We start from the raw sequence: 17,608 nt of genomic DNA on the forward strand, positions 1-17,608 counted from the left end.
AATCCTATGGGCGCGCCGATCCTTATCGGATTCACCGCCGTCATGCGCCTGGCGCTGACGGACCCCGACTTATCGTCGACCGCGTGAGCACGACGAACGAACCCGAGAACCAGAACGAGCCCGTGACCACGCCGCAGCAGCCGGCTGAGCCCGGCGAGCACGCGCAGCAACAGCCGCAGCCGCAGCCGCAGCCGCAGCCGACTCGACCGGCGCCAGGATCCATCTGGGAGCCCGCGCCCGAGTACCAGCCGGTCGTCGACCGCACGCAGCTGCCGCCGTTCAACGTCATGGCGCTCATCGCGTTCATCGGCGCCTTCATCATTCCGGTGGTGGGCATCGTGTGCGGCCACATCACGCTCGCCGAGTACCGCAAGGGGCTGCCCGAGCGCGGCCGCGAGTACGCCAAGGCCGGCCTGATTCTCGGCTACATCTTCACCGCGATCTGGGTCGTGCTCGCGATCCTCTGGATCGTCTTCCTCTTCACCCACGGCTTCGGCAGCGCGCAGCCCGTCGGCGGCCGTGGCGGCAACGGCTTCGGCAGCGGCAACGGCTTCGGCGGCGGCCAGGGCGGTCACGGCTTCCCGATCCCGTCGCCGCGCGTCACGCCGAACGGCGGAACGGGCAACTAACGCGCACGCAGCGCCGCCTCGTAGAGGTCTCGGCGCGAGAGGCCCGTGTCGGCGGCGACCTCGGTCGCGGCATCCTTCAATCTCGTGCCAGACGCGACCAGCTCGAGAACCGCCGCGACCGCCGTCTCGAGCGAGACGACCTTCTCGGCCGCGCCCTCGGTCACGATGACGATCTCGCCACGCACGCCGCCCTCGGCCCACGCCACCAGCTCGGCGGCGGTGCCCCGGCGCACCTCTTCGTGCAGCTTGGTCAGCTCACGCGCGACCGCCACACGGCGATCGTCGCCGAAGTAGCGCGCGATGTCGGCGAGGGATGCCGCAAGCCGGTTCGGGGACTCGAAGAACACGAGCGTGCGGCGCTCGGCGGCGAGCGAGGCGAGCAGCTTGCCGCGCTCGCCCTCCTTCCTCGGCAGGAAGCCCTCGAAGGCGAAGCGGTCGGTCGGCAGGCCGGAGAGCGCGAGCGCGGTGAGTACCGCCGACGGACCGGGCAGTGCCGTCACGGTGACGCCCGCCGCGATCGCGGCCTGCACCAGGTGGTACCCCGGGTCGCTGACGGTCGGCATGCCGGCATCCGACACCAAGAGAATGTCGCTCTCGCGCGCGAGCTGCGCCAGTTCTGCGGACCGGTCGCGCTCATTGTGGTCGTGCAGCGCGATGAGCCGCGGGCGGTGCTCGATGCCGAGGCCCTGCAGCAGGCGCTGTGCGACCCGGGTGTCCTCTGCGGCGACGAGCTCGACGGTGCTCAGCGTGTCGACGAGGCGCCTGGTCGCGTCGCCGAGGTTTCCGATGGGCGTCGCGGCGAGGATGAGCATGAGGACGAGCCTATGACCCGCCGAGTTTCGGCATCGAAGGCCCAGGTACCATGACGCGGGTGAACCAGCCGAAGCCCGTCGACCCCGCCTTCGACGAGATCGTCGAGCCGGGTCACGGCGGGCTGCCCGACGAGCCGGAGCCCGAGCCCACCGGCACCCGGCTCGATGCGTGGTGGGCGGCGCGGCTGGCCACGCCGCTGAATCGCCGGCTGTGGGACTGGGGCGGCCCCATCGCGGTCACGCTGCTCGCCGCCGTGCTGCGCCTGTGGCACCTCGGCTTCCCGAACTCTCTCGTCTTCGACGAGACCTACTACGTCAAGGACGCGTGGACGCTCTCGCACCTCGGCTACGAGGGCGCCTGGGTCGCGAACGCCGACAGGGACTTCAACGCGGGCAATGCGAGCGGCTGGTCATCGAAGCCCGAGTTCGTTGCCCACCCGCCGCTCGGCAAGTGGATCATCTCGCTCGGCGAGCACCTCACCGGCATCCAGAGCTCGGTCGGCTGGAGGCTGTCGACCGCCGTGGTCGGCATCATGGCCGTCGTTCTCATCATCGTGATCGCCAAGCGCCTATTCGGCGGCTCGACCCTGCTCGGCTGCATCGCCGGCCTGCTGCTGGCGGTCGACGGCAGCGCGATCGTGATGAGCCGCGTCGCGCTGCTCGACAACTTCGTCATGTTCTTCGCCCTGCTCGGCGTGGGCGCGGTGCTGATGGATCGCTCGTATCGCGACCTACGGATCCCCCGCCTCAAGGGACCCGTGCTGTGGCGCCCCTGGCTGCTGGCCGCCGGGCTCGCCTTCGGGCTCTGCGCCGGCGTGAAGTGGTCGGGGTTCTACTTCCTCGCGGTGTTCGGCGTCTACGCGGTGCTCGCGGACTTCGTCGCCTATCGGAAGGCCGGGTTCCTCGCGCCTACCGAGGGCATCGCGCAGGCGTTCGTGAGCTTCGTCACGATGGTGCCGATCGCGCTCGCGGCGTACGTCGCCGCGTGGTCAGGGTGGCTGTTCACGAGCGGCGGGTGGGACCGCCACTGGGTCGAGGCGAACCCAGGCCAGAACGCCTGGCATGGGCTGCTGTCGTGGGTGCCGTATTGGGCGCAGAACCTCTGGCACTACAACACAGAGCTCTACGGCTATTCGATCAACCTGCACGCGACGCATCCGTATCAGTCGAACTCGCTGTTCTGGACGCTGATGCTGCGGCCGACGAGCATGTTCTACCAGTCGGTGCCTACGGGGCAGAACGGCTGCACCGCGGCGCAGTTCGGGTGCGCGCGGGCGATCACGGATCTCGGCAACCCGTTCATCTGGTGGGCGGGAACGCTGGCGCTGCTCGGGCTCGTCTACGTGCTGATCAGGAACCGCGACTGGCGGGCCGGGCTGCTGCTGACGGCGGTGGGTGCGGGCTGGCTGCCGTGGGTGATCCTGTATCACGGGCGCACGATCTTCACGTTCTACTCGATCGCGTTCGAGCCGTATCTCGTGCTCGCGATCGTCTATTTCATTGCGAAGACGCTGGGGCGGGCGACGGATGCCACGTACCGCCGCACCCGCGGAATCGCGGCCGTCTCTGCATATCTCTTCGTCGTGCTCGCGGCGACGGCGTTCTTCTGGCCGCTGTGGTCAGGGGTGCAGACCTCGTATGAGTTCTGGCGCGCCCACATGTGGTTGCGCAGCTGGATCTAGCTAGTGTGCTGAGCGTGTCCGACTCCCCCACCGTCACGCTTCGCGCACGAACCGACGATGACGCCGAGGTGCTGTACCACCTGGCCGCCGATCTCGAGACCTGGGAGGAGCGCAGCCCGGCGATGCCCGCGCCGCTCACGCGCAGCGCCTACGAGGCGCGACTTGCCGCGCGCGACGGCGACAGCGCCGACCGCGCGGTGAACTTCGTGATCGACGCCGACGGCGCCGCGGTCGGCACCGTCGGACTGTTCGACTTCGACGACCTCGCACGCCAGGCCGAGGTCGGAATCGCATTGATCGCCGAGGCCCGCGGCAAAGGCATCGGCACGGCGGCTCTCGCGCAGATCGTGGAGTTCGGCTTTCTGCGCTGCAACCTGCGCCGGCTGCACCTCGAGCTCATCGCGTCGAACGCGGGCGCTCTGCGCGCCTACGAGAAGGTGGGCTTCGTGGTCGAGGGGCGTCAGCGCGAGCACGCGTGGGTGCGCGGGCACTACGAGGACAACATCGTCATGGGCCTGCTTCGGTCGGAGTGGGCCTCGCGTCGCGCATAGCGGCGCTCAGCCGCCGACTCCCCACTGCTTGCCTGCCGGCGGACGATCAGAGCGGCGCGGCGGCGCATCACGGGGCTGGGTGCGGTCACAACTCTCCACAAGGATTCCGGGTGACTTGACGCTATGGCCTCACGCCGCCGCTTCATACCAGGGCGTTCATCCGTCGTTCGCTACTTCGAGCCTTCGTCCTGGGACAAGCCGTTGATGTACGCGCCGATGACAGTTGTCCCGTCGGACTCGTACACCGGGATGTGCCGCTTGCCGAGTTCGGCGGTTTCCTGAGCGTTGTAGACGAATCCGATCTTCCCGTTCATGGCCTGTGCCCTGATCAACGTCGGGCATCCCTTGACATTGCATACGCCGTAGGTCTGCCCGCGTTCGTTCTTGCCCCATGGTGTGACCGACGAATCCGCGTACTGCGCGGTGGCCGCCCACCTCGTGTCCGGGCCGGCTGTGATGGTGATCGCGGTACTGCCTTCGGGGGGCAGAGCCGCGTCGTCTGCCCGCAATGGGTGATTGGTGATCGAACTCCCGGTCGTGCCGGGCGCCGGCGTCGCGGTGCCGGACCCTGGGGCAAGGGCATTCAACGCCGCGTTCATCGAGTCCGTCGAGCAGTAGAGCGTTCCGGCACCGCCCGAATCGATCGGGCTCGATTGCACAGTGGTGACCGAGACCGAGCCCTGCGGGCTCAGGCATCGAATGGTGACGATCACACGTTTGGCGCCCTTCGGTGCGGGTCCGAGGTCGAGCAGGCCCGTGCCCGTGTGCGTGGCCGAGTGAAGCGCGCCGACCGGGGTGACGACGGTCGACCCCGGGAAGTGCGTCGCCACCAAGGCGGCTCCGGTCGTGGCGGCGGCGATGCCGAGGGCGAGGATGCCTGCCAGTGCGAGTCTGCTGCGCCGCTGGTGCCGCTGCAGGCGGCTCTCCTTCGTGCCGATGGCAACGAGTTCGGCACGAACCGCGGCGGCGAAGTCGGTGTCCATTCCAGTGCTGCTCAACAGCTCATTCCTTCCGCAGGGCGGGGTCGTGGGTCGAGGTCATGCAGGTTCTCGCGCAACCGTGCTCGAGCCCTGTGCAGCCGGACGCGTGCGGTGACCGGTTTGATCCCGACTGCCTCGGCCGCCTCGGCGATCGGCACATCCTCGAGGACAACCAGGACAAGCAGTGCGCCGTCGATCGGTGCCAACGCCTTGAGCGCCATGGCGAGACGCTGGCGGGTCTCCACGGTCTCGGCATCCGGCTCGCCGCCCGCCGGTTGGCGTGGCGCGGTGCGCAGGAACTTCTCGTAGCGCGAGGTTGATCGCCGCAGGTTGCGTGACACGTTCACGACCGTCACGAGCAGCCACGGCAGCACGGAGCCATTCACGGGCGTCACCGAACGGCGCTTGCGCCACAGTTCGAAGAACGCCGTGGCCGTCACATCTTCGGCATTGTGCCGATCCTCCGTGAGCCCGAGGGCGCGCCGATAAACGCGCGCGCGGTGCAGGTCGAACAGTCGACCGAACGCCTCACCGTCATCGCGAAGCGCTCGGTTCCACAGCTGGAGTTCGGCCGGATCATCCATCACAGCTAAGAGTGTCCGATCCCGCCCCATTCGTTACAGCGGATCGCAAGCCACGCCCCGCGACATCAGCCTCAGTCGGCGCTCCGTCGGCGCCCCGGCTTCCAGACGAGCCATTTCCGCTCCACTTCGGCCGACAGATCGACATCGAAGCGTTCCGCAAGCAGCAGGACCTGGGCGAACACATCGGCCAGCTCGGCCCGAAAGTCCTCATCGAGTTGGTTCGCGGTGCGCCCTTTATCGCGCGCCTGGCCGGCGCGAGCAAGGTAAGCCTGGGTCAGCTCGCCGACTTCTTCATTGAGCTTCAACATGAACCAGTCGTCCGTGCGGGCGATGTCGTGTCGCTCGGCATAGAACTCGGACACCGATTCGACCTCGGCGCGCAGCTTCTCCAACTCCATGACCGCAGTCTCCCAGTCGCGATCTATGGGCGCTGCGAACGAGCCAGACGATCGACTGTCGTCGCGCGCTACAGATCGAGGAAGTCCCCGAGCCACATCTTGACCGAGGCGAGGCACTCGTCGGAGACGTGGCCCGCGACGCCGGTCAGCCGGTCGCGCGAGAGCGTGCGCGGCTGCTCCGTCATAACCCATGACGGCCGCTCGAGCCCACTCAGCCCGTCAACGCGCACGTGGTTGGGCCAGCCCCGGTCGACTGTGGTGATCAGAAGCGCGATGACGAGCGACGTGACCGCGTCGAGGTAGCCACTCGAGGCGACGATCAGCACCGGGCGATGGCCGCCCTGCTCTCGGCCGCGCACCGGCTCGAGAGCGGCCCACGCCACGACTCCGGGGGCGAGATCCGGCCCACTCACGAATCGGCGTCGGCGTCGGCGAGTTCAGCGCGCTCCCACTCGGCGGATTCAGCCGCATGGGACTGGATGTCGGCCAGGCTCGTGCGCGAGACCGCGATCTTCAGCTCGCGCAACCGCAGCCGACGGTCCTCTGCGTCGGCAAGGCGGGCCAGATGGGCGCCGAGCGTCACGCCGTCGAGAGCCGCCTGCGCCTTCAGACGGTCACGCAGCTCATCGCTCACCTTGATCGTCGTGGTCATACTTTGAGTATACCGAGCACCGCACCGATAGCTTGTGGCTCATGGACGACGATGCCTTCCTCACTCACGTCGGCGAACGCCTCGGGTCGCTGCCCGGCGTCGAGGCCGTGACGCTCGGGGGCTCGCGCGCCGAGGGCACGAACCGGCCCGACAGCGACTGGGACTTCTCGGTCTACTACCGCGGCCACTTCAACCCGCAGTCGTTGCGCGACCTCGGCTGGCCGGGCACCGTCGGCGAGCTCGGCAGCTGGAGCTCTGTGCCGAACACCGTGTTCAACGGCGGCGCCTGGCTGACGATCGAGGGCCGCGCGAGCGACGTGCACTACCGCGACCTCGACGTCGTCGACCGCGTGATCGCCGAGACCGCCGAGGGCCGGTTCACGACTGAGCCGCTCTGGTTCCACGTCGCCGGACTGCCGTCCTACCTCGTGCTGGCCGAGCTCGCGTCCAAGCGCGTGCTCGTCGGCGAACTGCCCGACATCACCTACCCCGCCGCCCTGCGCGAGCACGCGCCCGACATCTGGTGGGAGCAGGCGCAGGCCGAGTTCGACTACGCCGCGCGCTATCACGCAGCATCCGGTCGCGTCACGCAGTGCCTCGGGTTGGTCGCGCGCGCCGCGACGTGCGCGGCTCACGCGATCGTCGCCGCACGCGGCGTCTGGGTCACGAATGAGAAGCAGCTGTTCGCGCGCGCGAACCTGGGTGAGGTCGATCGGATGCTTGCCACCGAGACCCTCGACCCGGCGAGGCTCGGCGACCTGGTCGACCGGGTGCGCGAGTTCTGCGCCGCGGAGCTCGCCAGAGCGCGGGCGGCGCAACTGCCCTGAACTCGGCTGGCGGGAAACTGGCGGGCCCGTGTCGTGGTGCTGGCGGCCCGAACTTCGTAGCGTGAGCGGCATGAACGCATCTCGCATCGCCGAACTGCGCAGGGCGCGCGGCTGGACGCAGGAGCAGCTGTCATCGGCGAGCGGCGTGGCGGTGCGCACGATTCAGCGACTTGAATCCGGCACGGATGCCAGCGCCGAGACCCTCACCCTGATCGCGAACGCCCTCGACGTTCCGGTCGGCGACCTCTTCGCCCGGGTCGGCACCGACGACTTCGGCGCCACCGTCGACGGTCTCGAGGCGCGCCGGCGCGCGCAGCAGGAGCGCCGCGACGCCACCACCGAGGCAGCAAGCAGGCTCTTCACGGGCATCGGCATCCTCGTCGTCTTCGGCACGCTCGCACTCGCCTACGTCACCCACGGCACCATGGGCTGGCTCGTGTGGCTGATCATTCCCGCTTACTGGGCGGCGGGGCGCTACCTCTTCCGCGCGTTCTTCCGCATCGTCATCGATCCGCGCCTTGACGAGCGTTACCCGCTCTCGCTTCCGACACGGCGCTCGAGCACCGTGGCCCGGGAACCCGTCGTCACGCGTACGCCCCGATGAGCTCGCGGATCGACGACACGATCGTCGGGATCGGCACGGCTGCCGCGAGCATGGCGAGAAGCTGGCGCAGATTGAGGATGCCTGCGTGCTTCCGCCACTCGGGGTGAAGGGGCCGCACCTCCGCATAGGCCGCGAAGAAGGCCTCTGGCACCCCGCCCGAGCAGAGCATGTGCGCGACGTCGACCTCGGCCCACACATAGCTCACCGCCGGGTCGAGGAACGCCGGGCGCCCCGTGCCGTCGGCGATCACGTTGTTGCGCCACATGTCGCCGTGGGTCAGGCAGGCGCCCGTGTCGGGGACGAGCTCGGGCAGGCGGGCGCAGATGCGCTCGATGCCTGCACGGTCGGCGGCGTCGAGCGCGGCCTCGACCAACGGCTCACCGAGATAGCGCAGCACGCGCTTCTCGGCGAAGAAGCGATGGCCGTCGTCGTCCCATTCGTTGCGCTGCGGGAGGAGCCCGAGCCACCCGTCCGATTCCCAGCCGAAGCGGTCGTGCGCCGTCGTGCTGTGCAGGCGAGCGGCGGCGCGGCCCGCCTCTTCCCAGAACGCCTCGGTGTCGGGCAGCCGCGGGTCGAGCGCCTCGAGCACGATCGAGTTCGGGCCGAGCGCGAGCACCCGCGGGGTGGCCAGACCGCCGCACTCGGCGAGCACCTCGAGCCCGGCAGCCTCGCTCGCGAACATCCCCGGGGCCGCATCGGTGGATGCCTTCACCACGACCCGCTGTCCGTCATCGAGCTCACACAGCCACACCGGGTTTGCGAAGCCGCCGGGCAGCGGAGTGATGTGCCGAGCCCGGCGTCCCGCCGGGAGGTAGTCCGGCGTCCAGCCGTCCGCGTCCATTCCGCCCCTTTGTCGTATTTGTTGTACGAAACTACAAACGGGGCGGATGCCTGGTCAAGCGGCGTGTGTCAAGTGAGATCGTCGAAGTCGCCGCGCACCCAGCCGATGTGGCGCTCGGCCGACTCCTGCACGCGGCGATCGGCATCGGCCGTGATGGCGTTGCTGAAGTTGGACCAGATCTGCTGGAAAGGCATCCGCTCGACACTCGCCGCGATGCGCGCGACGACCGCACCGGACAGCGGCAGCCGGTTCGGGTAGCTGCGCAGGAAGCTCACCGTGCGGTGGTCGCTGTTGACCATGATCGTGTCTCCGGCCAGCAGCACGCCCGCTCCCCCGGCGCCGCGCGCCCAGTGCGCGACGGCGCTGCCCGGGAAGTGGCCGCCGAGGGTGTGCAGGGTGAGACCTTCGGCGAGTCCGCGGCTTCCCGACCAGAGCTCGACCGCCGCGCCGTCGCGCTGCAGCCACTCGCGGTCGGCCTCGCTGACGAGCACCGGCGCGTCACCGAGCGCCCGCGACCAGGCGAGCTGCGCGCCGTACATGTGCGGGTGGCTCGCGACGATCGCCAGCACCGGGCCGAGCGAGCGCACGAACTCGACCGTGCCCTGGTCAGCCAGTCCGGTCGGGTCCCACAGCAGCACTCCGGCGGTGGTTCGCACCACCTGCATCGTCTGGGCGATGCCGACGCCATGCGCGGTCACTCCCCACTGGTCGGGCCCCAGCTCCACGACGTCGACGCTGACGCCGCCGCCCTGCCCTGCCCGCTCCGCGAGTTCGCCCTGCGTGACCCACGCCTGACCGCTCTGCGGCACGTACTGCCGCTCGTCGGCGCAGATGGGGCATACCTCGGGAAGCGCTTCGCGGTCGGCGCCGTATTCGACACCGCACGTGGCGCAGCTGATCAGTTCCGGTTCGACAGCGATGAGAGACATGGGCCCAGGCCTAGTCGTCGATGCCCGCCACGTCCACTCTGCGGTGGTAGCGCATGCCGAGCCGACCGCCGAGCAGCGCACCAAGGGCGGTGAGTGCCGCGACTGCCAGCGCGCCGATGACGCCGCCGAGAGCTACGGCGCTCCGGTCGTCGGAAACGCCGGGAAGCTGCTGTGCGAAGCCGAGAGGATCGACGGCGCCTGCGAGATACGCGACGGCGGCGCCGACGATCGCGAAGGCGACCGCCCAGAGCCACACCGCGAAGCCCTGCTTCACCCCGGCGAAGCGCGCCATGCGGCCGGCCACGTACCCGCCGCTGACATAGGCGACGAACAGGATGGCTCCGAGGCCGATCGCGCCGGCCAGGCCGACGACCGCGGCGTCGCCCGAGGCGGCGCGCGACGCAGCCCCAGCACTACCGCCGTTGAATGCGAGCCCGATCGCGGCGGCCACCGCCCCGACCGCCGCGGCGAGCAGCACCGCGACACCGCTCGCGGCTACCCAGCCGAAGAACGCCGAGCCCCACCTGATGCGGCCGAACTCGGTCGCCTGGCGGTGTGCGATCGCCTCTCTGCGCGCGACCGTGTCGCGACGGGTGGCAGGCTCGGCCTTCTCACGCGCCTCCGCACCCGAAGCGCCCGAGGGAATCCACTGCGGCGTCGGGCGGAAGAGCTCGGTGGGGCGGGGCTCGGCGCGGTCGATGACGTCGGTGTCAGCGCTGCGGTCGAGGGTTCTGAACTGATAGGCGTCGCTCACGGGGCACGCTCCTCGATGGGGGGGGTGGGGTGCCCAGGAGACTACCCCATTCGGGGGGCACGATTTGCGGCATCCCCGGTCGCCACGCAGGCAGCGCTGGCGAGGCGACGGCGAGATACGCGAGAGTTGAGGGATGCCGCGCAAGATCATCCTCGACTGCGACCCGGGCCACGACGACGCGGTCGCTCTGCTTCTCGCGCAGGCGCACCCGGCGATCGAACTGCTGGCCGTCACCACCGTCGCGGGCAACCAGAGCCTGCCGAAGGTCACGCACAACGCGCTCGGCGTGGCCACGCTGGCCGGAATCACGGCACCGGTCGCCGCGGGTGCCGAGGGGCCGCTCGTGCGCTCGGCCGAGTTCGCGGCGGACATCCACGGCGACTCCGGCCTCGACGGGGTGGTGCTGCCCGAGGCATCCGTCACCCTCGACGCGCGCGGCGCGGTCGACCTGATCATCGACCTCGTCATGTCGCATGAGCCGGGCGAGATCACGCTCGTGCCCACCGGCCCGCTCACCAACATCGCGCTCGCCGTGCGGCGCGAGCCGCGCATCGTCGACCGCGTACGCGAGGTGGTGCTGATGGGCGGCTCGGCGCGCTCGGGGAATCTGACCCCGGTCGCCGAGTTCAACATCGCGTTCGACCCCGAGGCTGCCGCTGAGGTGTTCGAGGCGGGCTGGCCGGTCGTCATGGCCGGGCTCGACGTGACGCACCAGGCGCTCGCGAGGCCGCACATCGCCGCGCGCATCGCCGCAGCCGGCGGCCCGAAAGCCGAGTTCATGCGCGACCTGCTCGCCGAGTACGGCCGCCGCTACGCCGACGTGCAGGGGTTCGAGGCACCGCCGGTGCACGACCCGGTGGCCGTGGCGATCGTCATCGACGAAGAGCTCAGCGGAGGTGCCCCGAGCCACTTCGACCTCGTGCGCGCGCCGATCGCCATCGAGACGACCGGGCGCCACACGACCGGCATGACCGTCGTCGACCTGCGCCCCTGGGTGTCGCGCGAGGTGCCGACCTCGGTGGCGCTCGGGCTGGACGCCGACTGGTTCTGGGACCTCGTCGTCGACGCCGTCGCGGCATCCCCCGCTCCCTAGACTGGGCGAGTGGCAGAGACGGGCGTGACCGAGCCGCGCGTGCAGGTGCTCGGGCCCGTGCGCGTCGCCGGCCCCCACGGCTGGGTCGACGTGCCTGGGGTGAACGGCAAGGCGCTGATCGTCTCGCTCGTGCTCGCCCGCGGAGCCGTGGTCTCCGTGTCGTCGCTCGTCGACGACATCTGGCAGGACGACCCGCCCCGCAACGCCCGCGCCGCCCTGCAGACCCTGGTCTCGCGCGTGCGCGCCGTCGCCGGCGACGAGCTGATCGAATCGTCGGCGGGCGGTTACCGGCTCGGTGCGCCCGCCGACGCGGTCGACCTGTGGTCACCCGACGCTGCGCGCCGCGGCGAACCCGGCGCCGACCTCGGCGAGACCGAGTTGGCCGCGCGGTTGCGTGAGACCGCAGAGGGCGTGCGCGTGCGCGCCCTTGAAGAGCGGGTGACGGATGCCGTGAGCTCCGGCGCGACGCACGAGGCGGTCGCCGCCGCCCGCGCCCTCGCCGACGCCACCCCCTACGACGAGCGCGCGCAGCTGACGCTCATGACGGCTCTGGCCGCCGACGGCCGTCGTGGCGAGGCGCTGCGCGCGTTCGCGGACTTCCGGCGGCGCCTCGACGACGAGCTGGGCGCACGGCCCGGGCCGGAGCTGGTCGCGCTGAACGCGCAGCTGCTGCGTGGGGACGGCGCCCCCTCTGCCGACGACTCCTCGGTTGCGCCACTGGCTTCCGCCATGCGCGCCTCGGATCCGAGTAGCGCACAGCGGAAGGTAGTGGCGCACGCGGAGGGCGGGGCAGGCGCTGAAGCGGGGCCGAAGCGCCTCGCCATCGGCCTGCGCGCGGCGCCGAACGAGCTCATCGGCCGCGACGCCGACATCGCCGCGCTCGAGAAGCTGATGGCCAGCTCGCGGCTGACGACGATCCTCGGCCCCGGCGGACTCGGCAAGACCCGCCTCGCGCAAGAGCTGGCCAATCGAGCCGCGCGGACGACCCCCGGGGTCGTGGTCGTCGAGCTCGCCGGCATCCGTGAGTCCGACGACGTGCCGCTCGCGATCGCCGCCACGCTCGGCATCAGCGAAGTCGGCGCCGGGCGCCTCAGCCTGCGCGACCCGATCGTGCTGCTCGAGGTGCGCACGCGCATCCGCACCGCGCTCGCCGAGCGCGAGACGCTGCTCGTGCTCGACAACTGCGAGCACGTGATCGAGGGGGCGGCCTACCTGGTCGATCAGGTGCTCTCCGAGATCCCGACCGTGCGGGTGCTCGCGACGAGCCGCTCGCCGCTGCAGCTCGGCGCCGAGAGCGTCTACCCGCTCGGGTCGCTGCCTGCCGACGCCCACGGCCCCGCCGTGCAGCTCTTCCTCGAGCGCGCCCGTGCCGCCCGCCCGGGCGCCGCGCTGCCGATCGACGCCGTCGCGCGGCTGTGCGAGCACCTCGACGGACTGCCGCTGGCGATCGAGCTGGCCGCCGCGCGCATCCGCTCGATGTCGGTCGACGAGATCGAGCGCCGGCTCTCGAACCGCTTCGCGCTGCTGCGCGGCGGCGACCGCACCGCCCCCGAACGGCACCGCACGCTGCTCGCGGTGATCGACTGGAGCTGGAACCTGCTCAGTGAGAGCGAGCGACGGATGCTTCGCCGCCTGTCCCGCTTCCCCGACGGCTTCTCGGTGCACGCCGCGACGGCCGTGGCCATCGTCGACGCAGACCCTGCCCGCGAGGAAGAGGCGCGGCTCGCGGCATCCGACGACCTCGACGCCCTCGTCTTGCAGTCGCTCGTCTCGGTCACCGAGACACCCGCCGGCCTGCGCTACCGCATGCTCGAGACGGTGCGCGAGTTCGGCGACATGGCGCTCGTCGACGCCGGCGAGGACGAGATCGTGGCGACGGCGCAGGCGCGCTGGGCGCGGCGCTTCAGCACCGAGGCGCTCGCGGCGCTCGCAACGTCACGGCAGAGCGACACCCTGCTCGCGATCGAGGCGGAGCGCGACAACCTCGTCGCGGTGCTGCGCGCGCACGACGATGAGCCCGAGGTCGTCATTCCGGTCTTCGCGGCGCTGGTGTTCCACTGGATGGTCCGCAATCAATTCCGCGAGGTGCTGTCGTTCGCCCCGACCGTCGCGCGCGCCGTCGCGGGACCCGAACTGCCGGCCGACGCGCCCGACGCGGCCGCCATCGCCCTGACATTCACGGCCGTCATGGGCATCGCGGGGTCACAGGCGCCCAGCCCAGGCCAGCGCGGCCACGAGCAGCGGCCGCAGCTGCCGCCCGAGCTGGAGGAGTACTCGGCCGTGCCGCCGACCGAGCTGCTGCGGGCCGGGCTGCGCGCGGGCGTCAAGCTGCGGCGGCTGGTGCGCTCCGGCGCGGTCTCACCCTGGCTCGGCGCCATCACCCAGGTTCTGGCGGCAGCCCTGAAGCACCAGTCGAAGTGGGGGCTGTGGCAGCTCGAGTCGCTGCGCGAATCCGACGACGAGGTGATCAGGGTCATCGGGAATCTGTTCAGCGGGCTGCTCACCGAGAACACCGGCGAGCTCGAGCGGTCGATCGAGTACGTGACGGCCGCGTGGGAGGGCGCCGAGCGCCTCGGTCTCGACTGGATCGCCGGCCAGGCCGCGCAGGGTCTCGCGAACCTCGCCAGCCAGGACGACCGGCCGGCGGACACGCTCACGTGGGCTGAGCTCTCGCGCGAGAAGCTCACCAGGATCGGAGCCATCGAGGAGATCGGCCAGAACGACTGGATCACCTCGATCAACAAGCTCAAGCTCGGCCGCCGCGACGGCGTCGCCGAGGCGTTCGAGCGCTTCGTGAGCGACGACGAGGGGCCGCGCGAGGGCTTCGACGGCCCCGACGCCCGGGCGATCGGCTGGGCCTGTCTCGCCGAGCTCGCCGCCATCGACGGCGACGTCGACCGGGCCGTCGAGCTCTCGCGCACCGCCGTGAATCTCTACGGCCCGAAGCCCGGCCCGCTCGCGCTGGGCGCGTGGTACCTCATCAGCCAGGCCGGCGCGCTCGCGGCATCCGTCTACTACGACCGCCTGGACGACGAAGCGCTCGCGATCGCGCGCAGGCTGCGGGTGTACGCGCGGGTCGCGGCCCGCGGCCGCGGGCGCGGCGGCCCGGCGATGGTCGACCGCCCCGTGCTCGCCACGGCGGCGATCGGCGTGGCCATCTGGCTGCTGGGCTGGCCGGGAGCGACGGATGCTTCACGAGACGCCGCCGCCGAGCTGCTCGCCTTCGGCGAGCGCCTGCACTCTCGGCAGGATCAGCCGACTCTGGTGCGGGCGCGGGCGTTCGCCCTCGCAGAGCGTGTGGTCGGGGCATCCGCCGTCGCCGCCGCGCGTGCTCGCGTCGCCGCGCACGCCAACCTCGCCGCCGCGACCAGCGCCCTCGACGAGCTGCTGCGCGTCACGCGGTTCTGAGCGGTGAATCGACGGTAGGGCGCACGTTTCCTGAGAGAACGTGCGCCCTACCGTGCGTTCGCCGCGGTTACGCCTTCCGCATGTACGCCCGCACCGTGAGCGGCGCGAACACGATCACGAGCACGGCGGCGCCGAGCAGCGTCCACCACACATCGGCGCCGACGGGCTGGGCGGCGACGATGTTGCGCATGGCGGTGATGACGTGCGAGACCGGGTTCACGTCGGCGAATGCACGCAGCCAGGCCGGCAGGGTGCCGGTGGGCACGTAGGCGTTCGAGAGGAACGTCAGCGGGAACAGCACCATGAACGAGATGCCCTGCACTGAGCTGGCGGTGCGCGCGATCACGCCGAAGAAGGCGAAGATCCAGCTGATCGCCCAGGCGACGGCCACGATCAGCAGGCCGGCGAGCACGAGCCCGAGGAAGCCGCCCTCAGGCCGCCAGCCGATCACGATTCCGGTGAGGAAGGTGATGGTCGTCGCGATCGCGTAGCGCAGCGTGTCGGCCGTGAGCGCGCCTGCGAGCGGCGCGATGCGGGCGATCGGCAGTGAGCGGAAGCGGTCGAACACGCCCTTGTCCATGTCTTCCCGCAACTGCACGCCGGTGGTGACCGAGGCCGTGATCACGGTCTGGGCGAGCACCCCGGGGATGATCGTGGGCAGGTATCCGGAGATGTCGCCGTGCGTGCCGGTGATCGCGCCGCCGAACAGGAACGTGAACATGACGGTGAACAGGATCGGCTGCAGCGTCACGTCGAAGAACTGCTCCGGCGTGCGGCGGAACTTGACCAGGCCGCGGTAGGCCATGGTGATCGAGTTGGCGACGGTCTGGCGCAGGCTCGTGTGGTTCTTCAGGTTGCGCTGCGAGGCGGGGACGATCTGCGTCGTCGAGATGGTGGTCATGCGCGCACCTCCTGCGCGGTGTCTTCATAATCCGGGGTGTCGCCGTCGGCGGCGACACCGTGGCCGGTGATGGTCAGGAACACCTCGTCGAGCGTCGGCTTCTGCACCGAGAACTCGTCGAGGCGGATGCCGGCCTCGCGGAACCGGATCAGCAGGTCGGTGACCGCGTCGGGGTTCGACATCGGCGCGGTGATGCGCGCTGCCTCGGGGCTCGGCGTGCCCTGCACGCCGAAGACCTCGGCGATGAGGCGTAGCGCCTCGCCCGTCTCGTTGCGGTCCGCGAGGCGCATGATCAGAGACGACGTGCCGACGGATGCCTTGAGCTCATCTGCCGTGCCCTCGGCCACCACCTTGCCGGTGTCGATGACGGCGATGCGGTCGGCGAGCTGGTCTGCCTCATCGAGATACTGCGTGGTGAGCAGCACCGTCGAGCCGGTGGCGACCAGGCTGCGGATCGTGTCCCACATCTGCCCGCGGGTGCGGGGGTCGAGACCCGTGGTCGGCTCGTCGAGGAAGATGAGCGGCGGCTGGGCGATGAGGCTCGCGGCCAGGTCGAGGCGTCGGCGCATGCCGCCCGAGAAGTTGGCGAGCGGGCGCTTCGCCGCCTCGGTGAGCCCGAAGGCCGCGAGAAGCTCTGCGCCCTTGGCTTTGGCCTGCTTGCTCGACAGCCCGAGCAGGCGGCCGAAGATGTAGAGGTTCTCGTTCGCGGAGAGCTTCTCGTCGACCGAGGCGTACTGGCCGGTCACGCCGATGAGCTGGCGGACGATGTTCGCCTCGCGCATCACGTCGTGGCCGAAGACGCGCGCGCTGCCGCCGTCCGGCTTCAGCAGCGTCGCGAGCATGGAGATGGTCGTGGTCTTGCCGGCGCCGTTCGGGCCGAGCACACCGTAGACGGTGCCCGCCTTCACCTGCAGGTCGACGCCGTCGACCGCCCGGTTCGACCCGAACACCTTGACGAGGCCCTCGGCCTCGACGGCGAGTTCGGTGGAAGTCATGAGTCTGTCTCTTCTTTCTAGAGAGCGTTGGGCGCGTGGGTTGCGTGCCTGGTGATTTCGATGATGGGATGCCGCGCTTTCAGCCCTCTTGCGTGGCGCTTACAACCGCTTTCAGCAGTTCCGAGCGGTCGAAGCCGGCGTAGGCCAGCGCGCGCGGAACGGTGCCGACCTGCGACGAGAGGACGCCGGCCGCGACATCCGTATGCCGCATCGTGTGACTGCGCCTGCTGGTCGACACGCGATGGCCCGCGGCCAGTGCCTGCTTGGCCGAGGCGCTGAAGGTGGTGCGGCTGCGCTGACCGGCGCTCGCGAGCCGCTCGGCCGCGATCGGCTCGACGCCGGCGGCGCGCAGGCTGTTCTCGCGCTCGGTGAGAAGCGCCGCGGCGAAGGCGTCGTAGTCGAGGCCGGCGGCGGCGAGCGCGGTCGCCGCCCTGTTGCGGCGGTCGAAGAGCAGCGCGAGCAGCAGGTGCTCGGCCTCGACGGCGCCTGCACCTCGATTGCTCGCCTCGACGATCGCGAGCTGCACGAGGCCGCGCACGTCGGCGCGCAGCCGCTGCTCGGGCAGCGAGCCGCCCTGGTGGGAAGCTGTGCTCTTCCTATCTGACGACGCGGGCATTGCGCCTCCTCAAATCGATGTCGGTGCCGGCGAGCCGGCGCAGGTGCTTCTTGTGCACCGCCTGGCGCGTGACGCCGAGCGCCTCGGCGACCTGCGACCACGACCAGCCGGCGCGCAGGGCACGTTCGACGGCGGCGTCTTCGAGGCGGTCGGCGAGCTCGCGCAGGGCGACGACGGCGGCCAGCTCGTCGGCGGGGCCGCCGAGCGGATCTGGAATCACGGTGTCCACGGTTAGCAACTTAGATTGCTTACTGGGGCATTGTCAACAGGAGTTGCTTGATTTCGGATGCCGGGCGCGAGGGGCCGGGCAACCCCCTTAACACCGGTTGAACATCCGCCTAGCATTGCGCTT

General features: G+C 70.5%; 20 protein-coding genes. 7 read left to right on the top strand and 13 right to left on the bottom strand.

Annotation, left to right across the window (positions count from 1 at the left end):
• Positions 1-83 precede the first annotated feature (83 nt).
• The gene (locus tag ABD736_RS06515) at positions 84-629 is read left to right on the top strand and encodes a DUF4190 domain-containing protein (RefSeq protein WP_344790931.1); all 546 of its coding nucleotides are present in this window, start codon (positions 84-86) and stop codon (positions 627-629) included.
• Here ABD736_RS06515 and rsmI read toward each other — a convergent pair.
• Complete coding sequence (gene rsmI, locus ABD736_RS06520) at positions 626-1,441, bottom strand: 16S rRNA (cytidine(1402)-2'-O)-methyltransferase (protein ID WP_344790932.1); 816 nt, start codon at positions 1,439-1,441, stop codon at positions 626-628. The genes ABD736_RS06515 and rsmI overlap by 4 nt on opposite strands.
• A gap of 50 nt (positions 1,442-1,491) precedes the next feature.
• Here rsmI and ABD736_RS06525 point away from each other — a divergent pair, with 50 nt between their 5' ends.
• A complete protein-coding gene (locus tag ABD736_RS06525) occupies positions 1,492-3,123 on the top strand; it encodes a dolichyl-phosphate-mannose--protein mannosyltransferase (RefSeq protein WP_425554994.1) in 1,632 nt (543 codons plus the stop codon).
• Between the two features lie 14 nt (positions 3,124-3,137).
• Positions 3,138-3,674 (top strand): GNAT family N-acetyltransferase, encoded by a 537-nt coding sequence (locus tag ABD736_RS06530; protein ID WP_344790934.1) that lies wholly within the window; start codon positions 3,138-3,140, stop codon positions 3,672-3,674.
• A gap of 170 nt (positions 3,675-3,844) precedes the next feature.
• Here ABD736_RS06530 and ABD736_RS06535 read toward each other — a convergent pair whose 3' ends face one another.
• From ABD736_RS06535 to ABD736_RS06555, 5 genes are all read right to left on the bottom strand, one after another.
• Positions 3,845-4,672 carry a hypothetical protein gene (locus ABD736_RS06535; protein WP_344790935.1) on the bottom strand — a complete coding sequence of 276 codons (828 nt, stop codon included), beginning with the start codon at positions 4,670-4,672 and terminating at the stop codon, positions 3,845-3,847.
• Positions 4,669-5,238, bottom strand: a complete 570-nt coding sequence (locus ABD736_RS06540; RefSeq protein WP_344792222.1) for an RNA polymerase sigma factor — start codon at positions 5,236-5,238, stop codon at positions 4,669-4,671. The genes ABD736_RS06535 and ABD736_RS06540 overlap by 4 nt, the downstream gene beginning before the upstream one ends.
• Before the next feature lie 71 nt (positions 5,239-5,309).
• A complete protein-coding gene (locus ABD736_RS06545; RefSeq protein ID WP_344790936.1) occupies positions 5,310-5,636 on the bottom strand; it encodes a nucleoside triphosphate pyrophosphohydrolase family protein in 327 nt (108 codons plus the stop codon).
• A 68-nt stretch (positions 5,637-5,704) separates the two neighbouring features.
• Positions 5,705-6,049, bottom strand: a complete 345-nt coding sequence (locus ABD736_RS06550; RefSeq protein ID WP_344790937.1) for a type II toxin-antitoxin system PemK/MazF family toxin — start codon at positions 6,047-6,049, stop codon at positions 5,705-5,707.
• The gene (locus ABD736_RS06555; protein WP_344790938.1) at positions 6,046-6,288 is read right to left on the bottom strand and encodes a ribbon-helix-helix protein; all 243 of its coding nucleotides are present in this window, start codon (positions 6,286-6,288) and stop codon (positions 6,046-6,048) included. The genes ABD736_RS06550 and ABD736_RS06555 overlap by 4 nt, the downstream gene beginning before the upstream one ends.
• Positions 6,289-6,329: 41 nt before the next feature.
• On the opposite strand from ABD736_RS06555, the gene ABD736_RS06560 reads away from it, so the two are divergent.
• Positions 6,330-7,115 carry a nucleotidyltransferase domain-containing protein gene (locus ABD736_RS06560; protein ID WP_344790939.1) on the top strand — a complete coding sequence of 262 codons (786 nt, stop codon included), beginning with the start codon at positions 6,330-6,332 and terminating at the stop codon, positions 7,113-7,115.
• Positions 7,116-7,185: 70 nt separating this feature from the next.
• Positions 7,186-7,719 carry a helix-turn-helix domain-containing protein gene (locus tag ABD736_RS06565; RefSeq protein ID WP_344790940.1) on the top strand — a complete coding sequence of 178 codons (534 nt, stop codon included), beginning with the start codon at positions 7,186-7,188 and terminating at the stop codon, positions 7,717-7,719.
• On the opposite strand, the gene ABD736_RS06570 is transcribed toward ABD736_RS06565, so the two are convergent.
• The 3 genes from ABD736_RS06570 to ABD736_RS06580 form a co-directional block, all read right to left on the bottom strand.
• Positions 7,700-8,560 carry a fructosamine kinase family protein gene (locus tag ABD736_RS06570; RefSeq protein ID WP_344790941.1) on the bottom strand — a complete coding sequence of 287 codons (861 nt, stop codon included), beginning with the start codon at positions 8,558-8,560 and terminating at the stop codon, positions 7,700-7,702. The two genes, ABD736_RS06565 and ABD736_RS06570, sit on opposite strands and share 20 nt — an antisense overlap.
• 68 nt (positions 8,561-8,628) lie before the next feature.
• A complete protein-coding gene (locus ABD736_RS06575) occupies positions 8,629-9,489 on the bottom strand; it encodes an MBL fold metallo-hydrolase (RefSeq protein WP_344790942.1) in 861 nt (286 codons plus the stop codon).
• Positions 9,490-9,499: 10 nt separating this feature from the next.
• Positions 9,500-10,243 (bottom strand): hypothetical protein, encoded by a 744-nt coding sequence (locus tag ABD736_RS06580; RefSeq protein ID WP_344790943.1) that lies wholly within the window; start codon positions 10,241-10,243, stop codon positions 9,500-9,502.
• 133 nt (positions 10,244-10,376) lie between these two features.
• Here ABD736_RS06580 and ABD736_RS06585 point away from each other — a divergent pair, with 133 nt between their 5' ends.
• Together ABD736_RS06585 and ABD736_RS06590 are read left to right on the top strand one after the other, a co-directional pair.
• Positions 10,377-11,336, top strand: coding sequence for a nucleoside hydrolase (locus tag ABD736_RS06585; RefSeq protein ID WP_344790944.1), 960 nt, complete (start codon positions 10,377-10,379; stop codon positions 11,334-11,336).
• A 9-nt stretch (positions 11,337-11,345) separates the two neighbouring features.
• On the top strand, positions 11,346-14,744 hold the full coding sequence (locus ABD736_RS06590; RefSeq protein ID WP_344790945.1) for an AfsR/SARP family transcriptional regulator: 3,399 nt from the start codon (positions 11,346-11,348) through the stop codon (positions 14,742-14,744).
• Positions 14,745-14,811: 67 nt separating this feature from the next.
• Here the strand turns inward: ABD736_RS06590 and ABD736_RS06595 are convergent, their stop codons facing one another.
• From ABD736_RS06595 to ABD736_RS06610, 4 genes are all read right to left on the bottom strand, one after another.
• Positions 14,812-15,645, bottom strand: coding sequence for an ABC transporter permease (locus ABD736_RS06595; RefSeq protein WP_344790946.1), 834 nt, complete (start codon positions 15,643-15,645; stop codon positions 14,812-14,814).
• Positions 15,642-16,640: an ATP-binding cassette domain-containing protein gene (locus tag ABD736_RS06600; protein ID WP_344790947.1), complete on the bottom strand. Its 999-nt coding sequence runs from the start codon at positions 16,638-16,640 to the stop codon at positions 15,642-15,644. Before ABD736_RS06600 ends, ABD736_RS06595 begins: the two co-directional genes overlap by 4 nt.
• Positions 16,641-16,719: 79 nt before the next feature.
• Complete coding sequence (locus ABD736_RS06605; RefSeq protein WP_344790948.1) at positions 16,720-17,256, bottom strand: Clp protease N-terminal domain-containing protein; 537 nt, start codon at positions 17,254-17,256, stop codon at positions 16,720-16,722.
• Positions 17,237-17,485: a helix-turn-helix domain-containing protein gene (locus ABD736_RS06610; RefSeq protein ID WP_344790949.1), complete on the bottom strand. Its 249-nt coding sequence runs from the start codon at positions 17,483-17,485 to the stop codon at positions 17,237-17,239. Before ABD736_RS06610 ends, ABD736_RS06605 begins: the two co-directional genes overlap by 20 nt.
• Positions 17,486-17,608 lie beyond the last annotated feature (123 nt).

The sequence above is a fragment of the Gryllotalpicola daejeonensis genome, assembly GCF_039538145.1.
Taxonomy (GTDB): Bacteria; Actinomycetota; Actinomycetes; order Actinomycetales; family Microbacteriaceae; genus Gryllotalpicola; species Gryllotalpicola daejeonensis.